We start from the raw sequence: 12,188 nt of genomic DNA, 5'->3' as shown, positions 1-12,188 counted from the left end.
TATTTGCATTAAAAACAAAGTATTTCAACAAAATAGTGAAAAACCGTCAAAAAAATTTACAATCTGCGGATCTTTTTTTCAAAAATTTGGGTAATTCCGGAACAAACTGTGAGCAAGTTGTAAAGGATTGAATTGAAATTCACAAAACCCTATGCTATAATTTAGAAAACGGAATGCCATTAGCCGTTGTTATACCATATTTTTGCAATATAGCTGTCCTTTTCCCCATCAACGGCCAGTTTTATATTGCTTTTTTTCAGCCAAAACGGGCCGCTTAGCCGGCCGCTTTGCCAAGGAGGAACATCAACTATGAAAAAGTCGGCTGTTGCCGCGAAAACATCCCCGCAGAACCCCCAAAAGAACGCCATACACAAAACGCCTTTCCAGAAGATTGAACCTTATCTGTACATAACCCCCGCCCTCATCCTCTTCTGTTGTTTTGTGTTTTTCCCCTTTGCCAAAACGCTGTTTTTAAGCCTCCATTCCACCACCCCCAAGGGGGAAATCAGCAAGTTTGTGGGCTTTTCCAACTTCACCAGCCTGCTCACTTCGGAAGCCTTTCGCAACAGCCTATTTGTCACCGTTAAATACTCGCTGATGGTGGTCTTTTTCTCCATCGCGGCCGGATTTATCACCGGTGTACTGGCCAATGAGAAAATCCCCGGCACCGGCCTCTTCCGGACGATCTATTCGCTGCCCATGGCCATTTCCTCGGCGGCGGCGTCCATCATCTTCATCTTTGTGTTCCACCCCTCCATCGGCATTCTGAACTACCTGCTGGGCACCGACATCGGCTGGCTGATCTCGGACAAGTGGGCCCTCTTCTCGGTGGTGATGGTCACCGTGTGGATGAACATCGGCCTCAACTTTATCTTTATCCTGGCCGCCCTTCAATCGGTCCCGCCGGAACTGTATGAAAGCGCCTCCCTGGAGGGAGCTGGGTTCTTCCGCAAGCACCTCTCTATCACCCTGCCTTGCATCTCTCCCACCTTGTTCTTCCTGCTCATCATCAATGTGATCAACTCTTTCCAATCCTTTGCCCAGATCAACTTGATGACCAAGGGCGGCCCTGGCCAGAGCACTTATGTCATCGTTTACTCCATCTACCAGGAGGCGTTCTTCAACAACCGGTTCGGCCTCGCCTGCGCGGAGTCGGTAATTCTGTTCTTCATCATCCTGGCGCTGACCTTGGTTCAGTTCCGTCTTGAAAAGAAGGTGACCTACTAATGGTACAAAACAAATCCACCAAATGGATCCTGCTGGCAGTCAACTGCGTGGTCGCTCTGTGTATCGTCCTTCCCATCCTGTACGCGTTCAGCGTCAGCTTGATGACCCCCAGCGAGATCTTCCAGTACCCGCCCCGGCTCTTGCCCAGCGGCCTTTATACCCAAAACTACACCGATGCCCTGCGGATGGCCCCCATCTTCCGGTTCATCCTCAACTCCCTGTTTGTGGCCACTGTGGTCACCATCGGGCAGCTGTTTACCGGCGCACTGGCCGCCTACGCCTTCTCCATCCTGGAATTCAAAGGCAAAAAGGCCATCTTTATGCTGATGCTCTGCACCATGATGATCCCCAGCCAGGCCATCATCATCGCCAACTACCTGACCATCAGCGGCCTGGGCATGACCGACAGCTACCAAGCGCTGATCCTGCCCTACCTGACCTCCGCTTTCTGTGTTTTCAACATGCGCCAAGCCTTTTTACAGCTCCCCACCGAGCTCAATGAGGCCGCCAAGATTGACGGCTGTTCCACCTTCCGGTTCTTTATCAGCATCGCCCTTCCACTGACCAAGCCCTCTCTGGGGGCCCTGGGGGTATACACCTTCCTCCAGTCCTGGAACCAGTACCTGTGGCCTCTGCTGGTCACCGACAGCAAGGAGTACCGCACTGTCCAGATCGGTATGGGCATGCTGCAAAACGCCGAGGGCAACGCCTTCGGACCGATTATGGCTGGCGTCATCATGGTTCTTGCCCCTTCTATCCTGGCCTTTATCTTAGGCCAGAAACAGCTGGTCGCCGGGTTGACCGCCGGGGCAGTCAAGGGTTAATTTCGGGCTTCCACGCCGCATAGGCGGCGTACCATCATACACAAATTAAAGGAGGATCAACATGAAACTCAAACGAACTCTGGCTGCTGTGCTGGCAGCCGCGATGACACTCTCCATGGCCGGCTGCGGCGGCGGCGGTAACTCGTCCAGCGGCAGCTCCACAGGCGGTTCCGAATCCGGCACCACCGAGATCGTATTCTGGCATGCCATGGGCGGCGTCATGGGTGAACAGGTCGACCTGATGATCAAGAATTTCAACGAATCCCAGGACAAAGTGCATGTCACCGCCCAGTACCAGGGCAAATATGACGATGAGCTCACCAAGCTGAAATCCGCTATGACCGACGGTTCCGGCTCCGGCCCCGACATTGTACAAGTCTATGATATCGGTTCCAAATTTATGGTAGATAGCGGCTACATCGTCCCTGTGGAGGATTTCATTGCGGCGGACGAGTCCTTCAACAAAGAGGATATTGAGCCCAACCTGGTCAGCTACTATTCGGTGGACGGCAAGCAGTACGCCATGCCTTTCAACTCCTCCACCCCTCTTCTGTATTACAACAAGGACGCCTTCAAAGAGGCTGGCCTGGATCCGGAAAAGGCTCCCGAGACCTTCGCCCAGGTGCTGGAATACGCAGAGAAGCTGACCAAAAAAGACGGTGACAAGGTCACCCAGTACGGCTTCTCCATGGCCATCTACGGCTGGTTCTTTGAACAGCTGATCGCCGTCCAGGGCGAGTTCTACGCAGACAACAACAACGGCCGTACCGCCAACGCCACTAAAGTGGTCTTTGACGAAAACGGCGCTGGCCTCAACGTGGTCCAGACCTGGAAAGACTTAGTGGACAGCGGCTTTGTAGGCAACTTTGGCCGCAACACCGACGACACCCGCAATGCTTTCATCGCCGGCAGAACTGCCATGTACCTGGATTCCACTGCCCAGCTGGCCTCGGTCATCAAAGGCGTAGGCGGCAGATTTGAAATTGGCACCGGCAATATGCCTCGGATCGGCGAAAAAGAGGATGGCGGCGTCATCATCGGCGGCGGCTCCCTGTGGATCATCGACAATAAAGATGAGGCCCGCAAGAACGCTGCTTGGGAATTTGTAAAATATGCTTCCTCCCCCGAGGCCCAGGCCGCTTGGATGCAGGGTACCGGTTACTTTGCAACCAATGTCAAGTCTTATGAGATTGAGTCGATGAAGACCTACCTGGAAGAGAACCCCAACTTCACCACCGCCATCAACCAGCTGCACAACACCCCCACCAACGAGTTCACAAGCGGTGCTCTGCTGGGTGTATTCCCTGAGGCCAGAGCCAAATTTGAGGAAAATATGGAGCTCGTCCTTATGGGCCAGCAAACCCCAGAAGACTGCATTAAAAATGTCGCCACAGCTGTGAACGCGGCTATCACCAACTACAACGAGACCACAGAAACCGCGAAGTAGTTGTAAATTACTCAAAAAAAGGCAAGCCCGTTGGGCTTGCCTTTTTTATTTTTCCTTTGCTTTTACCGCGGAAATTCCCAGTCGGCGCAGGGACACACAACGGCTCTCTCTTCCAAGGGGTTTATCTGTGAAGTTCTAGAGGGCAGCGCAAGTACTCCACAAAAAAGCAGCCCGCCAATGGCGGGCTGCTTAAGAAGGCTATAAGATAGAGAAGCAAAACTATTTGAGCTCGACTTTAGCGCCAGCGTCTTCCAGTTTCTTCTTGATGTCCTCAGCGTCAGCTTTGGAAACACCCTCTTTGATAGCTTTAGGAGCGTTGTCAACCAGCTCTTTTGCCTCTTTCAGGCCCAGGCCGGTGATCTCTTTGACCAGCTTGATGACGCCCATTTTGCTAGCGCCAGCTTCAGCCAGAACAACGTCAAACTCGGTTTTCTCCTCAGCAGCGGGAGCAGCGGCAGCGGGGCCAGCCATCATAACGGGAGCAGCAGCAGAAACGCCGAACTCCTCCTCGATTGCTTTCACCAGCTCGGACAGTTCCAGAACGGTCAGAGTTTTGATTTCTTCTACAAATTTAGTAATTTTCTCAGAAGCCATGTCAGCTACCTCCTATAATCTTATTTTCATGTGTTGGGCTCTGCCCAAACGATTGCGCTGGGCGAACCTGCCCAACCACGGTGCCACATACCTGTGGGATTATGCCTCGACGGCGGGAGCCTCTTCCTGGCCCTTCTCCGCGATAGCGTTCAGGGCGACAGCCAGACCTCTGATGTTGCCATTGAGGACGCTGAGCAACTGAACCAGCAACTGCTCCTTGGAGGGCAGCTTGCCAACGGCGATCACCTTATCAGAATCGATCACTTCGCCATCCAGGAAACCAGCTTTGATGCTGAATTGTCCTTTGGAATCCTCCGCGTATTTCGCAAGGATTTTTGCAGCGATAACCGGATCCTCTTTGGAGACAGCCAGAGCGGTGGTGCCGGACAGATGTGCATCCAAAGCGCCGAAGCCAACCTCGTCAATGGCGAATTTCAGCAGGGTATTCTTTACAACGGTGTAGTCAACCCCAGCCTCACGCAGCTCTTTGCGGAGTTTGGTATCTTCTGCAACGTTGATGCCTTTGTAATCCACCAGGACACCGGCGACAGAGCCTGTCAGTTTCTCTTTCAGGTTTGCGACGATCTCTTGTTTCTGAGCAATAACTTTCTCGCTTGCCAAATCTTTTCACCTCCTGGAAAACCTTCTATACCAAAAAAGCTCTTCCCGCCAAACCGCGGAAAGAGCTTACAAAACAATGTTCTGAACTTACATCCAGTTGTTCTGCATCATCTTCCTCGGCAGGCCGGAGTCACCCATTTCAGTCTGTAAAACAGACGCCTGCTGTCTTTGGATTGTGACAGCTTTTATAGTATAGTGTATTTCTATATCTTTGTCAAGGGATTTTCTCCATTCCAGCGCAGAAAAATCAAATTTTCCCCCGTTGTACGGCCTACCGCCCGATGCCTTCCCCACCAGGGACAAAACCAAAGACGCACCGCCGGATTCCCCCGAGATCCTTGCGGCAACCCACCTGGCAGAACCCCGCAGCCTGGAGAATCCCCATCACCTGGTCCGCCTGCCGGTATCCCACTTCAAAAACCAGCGCCCCTCCCGGCTTGATGCTGTCCCGGTACCGGCGGGTGATCTCCCGGTAGAAGAGGAGGCCGTCGGCTCCGCCCAGCAGAGCCATAGAGGGTTCCCGCTCCACCTCGGGGGAGAGCTCCTCCATTTCCTGGGGCGTCAGATAGGGGGGGTTGGAGATCAGCAGGTCCAGGGGGGGCAGCTCCACTCCCCTTAGGACATCCCCCGCGATCAGCTGCACTGGCATCCTGTCCCCTTGGCAGAGGGCTGATACATTCTCCCGCAGGTAGGGCAGCGCCTCCGGGGAGAGCTCCACCCCGTAGACCTCTGCCCCAGGGCATTGGCTCCACAGGGCGAGGGCGATAGCCCCGCTGCCGCTGCACAGGTCGGCTACCACTGGCCGATCCCGTCCTTGGAGAAATTCCAGGGCCACCTCTACCGCAGTTTCGGTGTCCGGCCGGGGGATGAGGACGCCGGGGCCCACCCGCAGAGGCAGGCCATAGAATTCCCACTCCCCCAGAATATACTGAAGAGGCTCCCCTCCCAGGCGGCGCTCCACCCAGGAGAAAAACCGGGCTGCCTCTTCTTCGGGGATTTCCCGCTCCCCACAAGGGCCTAGCATCGCCCCTGGAATCCCACAGGCAGCGGTGAGCAATTGGCGGACTTCAAAGCCGGCGCTCTCCCCGACCGTTTCCTCCAAAAGCAAAATGGCTTCCCGCTGCAATTGGCGGAGTTTGGGATGGGCGCCCAGTTCCCGGCGCATGATTTCCAAAGCACTGCTGTCTCGCTGTTCCATCGGTCGTGTCCTCCTCACAAAAACTGCCCCCAAAGTTTGGGGGCAGCGATGTTACCAGTTGTCCAGCCCTTCCTCCTTGGGGATACAGGGCTTCATGGCCGCAATGGCCACCTCCATCATGCTCTCGTCTGGCTCTTTGGTGGTCAGCCGCTGGAGCCACAGGCCGGGCTTGGAGATGAGGCGGGTCAGCCAATTGTCATACCGGCCAGCCAGCTTGATGATCTCATAGGCGATGCCTACCACCAAGGGCATCAGCAGCAGTTTTAGGCCCACCGTGATCCACAGGCTGCCGCCCCGGGGCAGGATGGAAAACACCAGGATGGAGATAACCAGGACGATCAGCAGGAAGCTGGTGCCGCATCGGGGGTGGAAGCGGGTGTGTTTCTTCACATTGGCGGGGGTCAACTCCTCCCCAGCCTCATAACAGGCGATGGTCTTGTGTTCCGCACCGTGGTACTGGTACATCCGGTGTATCTCATCCATTTGAGCCACCAGCCCCAGATAGGCGATGAGCAGGCCGATTTTGGTGACCCCCTCCACAACGGTGAGAATCAACTGGGAATGGATCACCTTAGCTAGAAGCCCTGCCACAAAGGCAGGCAACACCACAAACAAGCCCATGGCCAAGGCGACGCCCAGCGCCACCACCAGATAGGTCATCACCGTGGAGAACTTGTCCCCCAGCAGGGAAGCCAGTTTTTTCTCAAAGGCGGATGGCTCCTCGTCCTCAAAGCCGGCTAGTTCGGCGGACTTCATCAGGCATTTGTAGCCCAGCACCATCATCTCGATAAAATTAAATCCTCCACGTATAATCGGTGTGCGTTTATACCAAGGGCGGGAGTCTTCCCCATCGCCCCATTGTTCGGTGTAAATGGTCCCATCGGTTTGGCGCACCGCAAGGCAGGTGATCCCCACCCCGCGCATCATCACCCCTTCAATCAGGGCCTGCCCGCCGATGGACGTCTTTTTGCTTGGCTGTTTTTGTTCCATGTTTTCTATTTGCTCCATTTCCAAACGATTGTCCGGGCGCACCGGCTTACCCCACCGCCATATCCAAAACCGGCTGGGTAGAATCTCGTTTTTCCTAGAATTGTTGTTGGTCAAAGGGAGGTGTTTCCCCGCTGATCAGGGTGGTGTCCTCGGTGTTTTTTCCCGCTAGGGGCAGGGTGATCACCACTGTGGTGCCCTCCCCTTGGACTGAGTGGATGTCGATGGTGCCACCGTGCATAGCGATGATCTCATCCGCCACCGCCAAGCCGATACCGGAGCCCCGGCGGGTGTAGTTGGCCTTGTAAAATTTCCGTTTGATGTTGGGCAGATCCTGAGGGCTGATGCCGCAACCGGTATCGGCCACTGAAATCTCCAAGTTGTGGCTATCCAGCACCGCAGTGATGGTCACCGTATCCCCTTCGTCGGAATATTTGAGGGCGTTGTCGATGACGTTGACAAACACCTGCCGCAGCCGGTTTTTATCCCCAAACACCGGCGCCATCACATCCGGCTCGTCGTAGATGAGTGCAATCCCTTCCCGCTTGGCCCGCTCGGTGTACATCATCACCGCTTCGCCCAGCTCGGCCAGCAGGTCGATTTTTGTCTTGACCAATTTGAGGCGGCCGCTCTGCATCCGGGAAAAGTCCAGGAGCTCCTCCACCATGGAGGAGAGGCGGTCGGTCTCGCTCAAAATCACATGCATCCCCTTTTGCAGGGTATCCCGGTCGATGTCATCCCCATAAGCCAGGGTCTCCCCCCAGCCTTTGATGGCGGTCAAGGGGGTGCGCAGCTCGTGGGAGACCGAGGAAATAAAGTCGTTTTTCAGCGCCTCGGAGGTGGCCAGCTCCTCGGCCATGTAGTTGATGATGTCGCACAGCTCGCCGATTTCATCGTCGTTTTTCTTTTCCAAGCGGGCTTTAAAATCCCCTTGGGCGATCCGGCGGGCGGTTTTTCCCATCTCCCCTACCGGTATAACGATGGAGTTGATGAAGTAGGAGCTGGATAGGATGACAAAGAAGATGATCGCCACCCCGATGAGGGTGATGATGGCGATAAACACCACGATCTGTTCATCCACCCGAGAAAGGGAGACCACAAACCGCATGGCGGCCAAGCTCTCATCGTTGACCGGCGAGAGGACGGTGATGGCCAGCACGTTCTCGTTGTTGATGACCCCTCGGAACTGCCCCCGCATGTCAGAGGAGACAATGGCCTCCTCAAAATCGGGCATATACATCTTCTCGGTGGATTCAAAGCCGCTGGAGGTGATGATGACATTGCCATTGATGTCCACTGCCATCAACTCCATCTTATCCTTCTCCCCAAACTGTTCCACCATCCGGCGCACCTCGGTGGAGAAGGTCACCGAGCTGTCCTCTGAATAGCTTTTGAGCATGGAGGTAATATAGTTGGCCTGGGAGTTGACGCTCTGCTCCACGCTGGAGTAGAAGAAGCCCCGCACGCCGATGGCAAAAGCCACTTCCAACGCCAGCAGGATCACCAAAATGACCCCCAGGTTGTTGAACAGCCACCGCTTGGTGATTTTTTTGACTGCCACCGGCTTCCCCTCCTCCCGCTTTTTATGGCCTTTTGCTTATACCGTCCACTTGTACCCAAAGCCCCAAACGGTGGTCAAGTACTGGGGGCTGCTGGGGTCCTCTTCAATCTTCATCCGCAGCCGGCGGATGTTGACGTCCACAATCTTGATGTCGCCAAAGTAATTTTCCCCCCAAACGTGGCTGAGGATGTCCGACCGCTCCAGCGCCACATTGGGGTTTTTCAAAAGATATTCCATAATCTGGAACTCCACCTGGGTCAGGTCGATCAGCTTGCCGTTTTTGGTCAGGGTCCGGCTCTTTTGGTTGATGACAAAAGGGCCGGAGGTGATCTCAAAAGTCTGCTGCTGTTGGCTGGCCATGGTCACCCGCCGGTGTATGGCGTCTACCCGGGCCACCAGCTCTGAAGGGGAAAAGGGCTTGGTCACATAGTCATCCGCCCCCAGCATCAAGCCGTTGACCTTGTCCATCTCCTGGGTTTTGGCCGACAGCATGATGATCCCGATGGAACTGCTTTTCTCCCGGATTTTTTTACATAGGGTGAAGCCGTCCATCTCCGGCATCATAATATCCAGGATGGCCACATCAAACCCGGTGGGGTTCTCCTCAAACATCTCATAGGCAATTTTGCCGTTGGGGGCGTCAAAAACCTCATAGCCGGAACGCTTCAAGTTGATCACAATAAAGTCCCGGATGGCATCCTCGTCTTCTGCCACAAGAATCCGTCTCATCCCTGGGTCATCTCCTTTCCAAATGCTATAGCCGCTGGAAGAGCTCCTGCTCCAACTGGTCATAGGTGATGGCCAGGCGGGAGTTCTTCTCCGGCGGAATGTAGGCGTAGTACTCAAACATGCCTTTCCGATCTATCAATCGGTAATTTTCCATATCAAAGGGGTCCCGGTAGTCGTTTTGGGAATAGACCCGCATCTTCAGCAGCACCTCCCGGGAATTTTCCAAAGACCCATCATAGGCAACAAAGATCCACTCACCGGTCTCGTGCTGGACAATGACCGTCACCCGTCCATTCCAGGAGTCGGGGTAGCGGATCATATACCCTTGGGAAAGGTTGACCGCCGCGGTCTGCTTCTCCACCAAGGCCCCATCTTCCATCGAGCAGAAGGTGACCTGGTAAAGCCTCTCCCCCTCCTGAAGCTCCCGGTAACCAGGCATCAGGGTAGCGGTGGGGATTTCCAGATAGCCGTCCCCATCCACATCCATGCATTCCACCTGAATATCCCGGCGGGTGGCGCTGAAGTTTGTCTCCTCCTCATCCTCCTGCATCAAATTGCGCAGTTCCCCATTTTGGATGGCCAGCACTTCGGTGGCCATCTGGCCGCCGCTGACCATCTCATCCACAAACAGGGCTTTGGTGCCGTCCGGCAGGCTGCCATAGGCGATCTGGGCAAACTCCCTGGCCTTGCCATTCAAATCCACCTTGCTGCTCTGGGCCACCCGGGTGCCCCGCTTGCGAACCAGTTTGGCGGTGGAGCTCTGGGAATCCCCCAAGGTGAGAAGGACCAGCTGGTCCATCCCCTCCTCGTCGCTGGGGACGATCACCAGCTGCTGGTAGCTGTCCTTGAACATGCTGCGCAGACGGCCATCTTCATAGGTGTACAGGGAAACCTTGTTGTCCCCCTGGGATTCGCCACTCCACCCGATGACAATATCCTCCCGTTGGGGGTCAGTGACGTTGGCAAAACTGATGAAGTCCACGTCATCCCCCAGCCCGGAGGAGCTGTAGGTGGAGCGCCACTGACCATCCGTCCGGTCCATGACGGTGAGCCAGGTGGTGCTGCTGCTGTCCAACTGGTAGAAGACGATGGCCTCTTCTTCCCCGTCCCCGTCGATATCGTGGAAGACAAAGGCAGAGCGAAAATCCCCGGACTTGGGATATTTCAGCTTGACGTTCTCCCCCAATGCCTGTTTCAGGGCGCTGTCGATCTCGGCCTGTTCTGCGGTCAACTTTGGGGGGGACATCAGTTCTTCCACATCCATCTGGATGGGGGAGCAGCCCGACAGGAGCAGAATCGCCCCTGCGGCTACCGCCGCCAAAAGGGATTTGTTCATTGCAGCGCCTCCTTTCTCATACAGACTGGGAGAAAAAGGGGTGCCGGAAGCCTGTTCCGGCACCAAGCCCTTGTTACCAGTTGTTGTGGTGGATGATCTCGGGTTTCAGCCGGCCTTCCGCCCGTGGCTTTTCCTCGTTGGGGTATCCCAGGGCAATGACCGAATAGGCCACTACCCCTTCCGGCAGGCCGAACACCCGGCCGAATTCCGCGCACCGGTCTGGAGTGCCGTGGATGCCGCACCAGCAGGAACCCAGCCCCAAGCTCTTAGCGGCCAGCAGGATGTTCTGTGTGGCGGCACCGCAGTCGTCCACCCAGTAGCCGGGGCACTTCTCCGGCATGCCGGCCACCAAGATCGCCAAGGGCGCCTGGGCCATCATTTTGGTATAGGGGGAAAGGCCCACGATTTTATCCAGCTGGGCCCGGTCGTCGATGACGATAAACTGCCAGGGCTGGCTGTTGCGGGCGGTGGGGGCGTGCACCGCTGCGGTCAGCAAGGTCTCTACCACGTCGGCAGGGATGGCCTCCGGTTTGTAGGAGCGGATGCTCCGGCGGTCTAAAATATGGTTGATGGTTTCATTGGTCAACAAACTCATAACGGGGCTCTCCTTTCTATCTGCAAAGGGGGCAGAAGTCCAAAAGCATGGGTACCCATACTATTTATAGTATATCAGCCAGGGATTCGCTGTCAATGTTTTGTCTATCCTTTTTTCCCTTGTGGGAAGCGGGGAAAACAGCAAAACAGCGGCCCTTTTCCCATGGGAAGAGAGCCGCCCGAAAATTTCATGGTTTCGCTTTACTTTTTTCATAGTTCAATGGTAGAATATTCAAAGAATCTTTCCCAGAAGTGCCGCCCTTTGCTACCCTTTGATCTTGTTTTCACTATTCTGGATCAAATTGAGCAGGGAACTGGCGAACAAGGGGTAGTGCTGGGAGAGCATCTCGGTGGTGATGGCAAGATCCTCCACCCGTTCCACCGGGGGCATCTTCTCCACTGGATTCCCCCCGGCGATGGCCGAGGCATTGGCCTCACAGAGCTGCATAGCCGCTGAGGCATAGCCCTGGGCCACCTGGCCGGGCACGGTGAAGAGGCCCAGCTGGTTTTTCGGGTTGATGGAATACACCACCCGGAACATCCGGTACACCGCCAGCATCAGGAAGGAGGAAACCTCCCCGGTGAGGGCTTTGTTGTCCGCCTTCCCCAAAAGGTCAAAGAGGATGTTCAGGGAATTGGCGATCAGCTTTTTGTTGAGCACCGGCAGGATGCCCCCGCGATGGAAGGTGTTCTCTTTGCCGCTGGCATCTGGCTCCGGGATATCCTCCACCGTCAAGGTAGTGCCGGTCCGGTCCGGCGAACGCCCCAGCAGGTAATCGCAGGACACCCCATAAAAGTTGGCGCAGCGAATTAAAAAATCCAGGCCGCATTCCCGGATTCCCTTTTCATAATGGGACAACAGCGCCTGGGAGATGCCCAGTTCGGCCGCTGCCTGCTTTTGACTGATGTTTCTCTCCTTGCGCAGGAGGGTGAGTACTCTAGGAAAATCGGTGTTCATTATGTATAACCCCCGCAAAAATACACTCAAAGTATATTAAATTATAGTATACTCGTCCCATTTTGTAAATAAGAACTCGCAGAAAAATTCAAAAATTGTCGATTCTCCCACA

Annotated in this window: 12 protein-coding genes and 1 other annotated feature; of the genes, 3 read left to right on the top strand and 9 right to left on the bottom strand. The window is 55.1% G+C overall.

The window, feature by feature from the left end; translation table 11 throughout:
- The first annotated feature begins 309 nt into the window (after positions 1 to 309).
- The 3 genes from RDQ42_RS02025 (at position 310) to RDQ42_RS02015 (ending at position 3,498) form a co-directional block, all read left to right on the top strand.
- On the top strand, positions 310 to 1,227 hold the full coding sequence (locus tag RDQ42_RS02025; RefSeq protein WP_082398648.1) for a carbohydrate ABC transporter permease: 918 nt from the start codon (positions 310 to 312) through the stop codon (positions 1,225 to 1,227).
- A complete protein-coding gene (locus RDQ42_RS02020; protein WP_054331978.1) occupies positions 1,227 to 2,051 on the top strand; it encodes a carbohydrate ABC transporter permease in 825 nt (274 codons plus the stop codon). The genes RDQ42_RS02025 and RDQ42_RS02020 overlap by 1 nt, the downstream gene beginning before the upstream one ends.
- Before the next feature lie 61 nt (positions 2,052 to 2,112).
- A complete protein-coding gene (locus RDQ42_RS02015) occupies positions 2,113 to 3,498 on the top strand; it encodes an ABC transporter substrate-binding protein (RefSeq protein ID WP_054331979.1) in 1,386 nt (461 codons plus the stop codon).
- 219 nt (positions 3,499 to 3,717) lie between these two features.
- Here the strand turns inward: RDQ42_RS02015 and rplL are convergent, their stop codons facing one another.
- The 9 genes from rplL to RDQ42_RS01970 form a co-directional block, all read right to left on the bottom strand.
- Entirely contained in the window at positions 3,718 to 4,092 is a 375-nt protein-coding gene (rplL, locus tag RDQ42_RS02010) for a 50S ribosomal protein L7/L12 (protein ID WP_054331980.1), read from the bottom strand.
- Between the two features lie 99 nt (positions 4,093 to 4,191).
- Positions 4,192 to 4,713 carry a 50S ribosomal protein L10 gene (gene rplJ, locus RDQ42_RS02005; RefSeq protein ID WP_054331981.1) on the bottom strand — a complete coding sequence of 174 codons (522 nt, stop codon included), beginning with the start codon at positions 4,711 to 4,713 and terminating at the stop codon, positions 4,192 to 4,194.
- Positions 4,714 to 4,736: 23 nt separating this feature from the next.
- Positions 4,737 to 4,903: a sequence feature (ribosomal protein L10 leader region), on the bottom strand.
- An 81-nt stretch (positions 4,904 to 4,984) separates the two neighbouring features.
- Positions 4,985 to 5,911: a peptide chain release factor N(5)-glutamine methyltransferase gene (gene prmC, locus RDQ42_RS02000; RefSeq protein ID WP_083386406.1), complete on the bottom strand. Its 927-nt coding sequence runs from the start codon at positions 5,909 to 5,911 to the stop codon at positions 4,985 to 4,987.
- A gap of 51 nt (positions 5,912 to 5,962) precedes the next feature.
- Positions 5,963 to 6,901 carry a DUF1385 domain-containing protein gene (locus RDQ42_RS01995; RefSeq protein ID WP_054332061.1) on the bottom strand — a complete coding sequence of 313 codons (939 nt, stop codon included), beginning with the start codon at positions 6,899 to 6,901 and terminating at the stop codon, positions 5,963 to 5,965.
- A 94-nt stretch (positions 6,902 to 6,995) separates the two neighbouring features.
- Positions 6,996 to 8,459: a HAMP domain-containing sensor histidine kinase gene (locus RDQ42_RS01990; RefSeq protein WP_071427413.1), complete on the bottom strand. Its 1,464-nt coding sequence runs from the start codon at positions 8,457 to 8,459 to the stop codon at positions 6,996 to 6,998.
- 36 nt (positions 8,460 to 8,495) lie between these two features.
- Positions 8,496 to 9,188 (bottom strand): response regulator transcription factor, encoded by a 693-nt coding sequence (locus RDQ42_RS01985; protein WP_071427414.1) that lies wholly within the window; start codon positions 9,186 to 9,188, stop codon positions 8,496 to 8,498.
- Positions 9,189 to 9,213: 25 nt separating this feature from the next.
- The gene (locus RDQ42_RS01980; RefSeq protein ID WP_195254501.1) at positions 9,214 to 10,524 is read right to left on the bottom strand and encodes a hypothetical protein; all 1,311 of its coding nucleotides are present in this window, start codon (positions 10,522 to 10,524) and stop codon (positions 9,214 to 9,216) included.
- Between the two features lie 73 nt (positions 10,525 to 10,597).
- Positions 10,598 to 11,119: a nitroreductase family protein gene (locus RDQ42_RS01975; protein ID WP_231358699.1), complete on the bottom strand. Its 522-nt coding sequence runs from the start codon at positions 11,117 to 11,119 to the stop codon at positions 10,598 to 10,600.
- Positions 11,120 to 11,383: 264 nt separating this feature from the next.
- Positions 11,384 to 12,076: a helix-turn-helix domain-containing protein gene (locus RDQ42_RS01970; protein WP_054331987.1), complete on the bottom strand. Its 693-nt coding sequence runs from the start codon at positions 12,074 to 12,076 to the stop codon at positions 11,384 to 11,386.
- Positions 12,077 to 12,188 lie beyond the last annotated feature (112 nt).

The sequence above is a fragment of the uncultured Merdimmobilis sp. genome (assembly GCF_902471145.1).
Lineage (GTDB): Bacteria > Bacillota > Clostridia > Oscillospirales > Ruminococcaceae > Merdimmobilis > Merdimmobilis hominis.
This window is presented reverse-complemented; position numbering and strand designations above follow the sequence as displayed.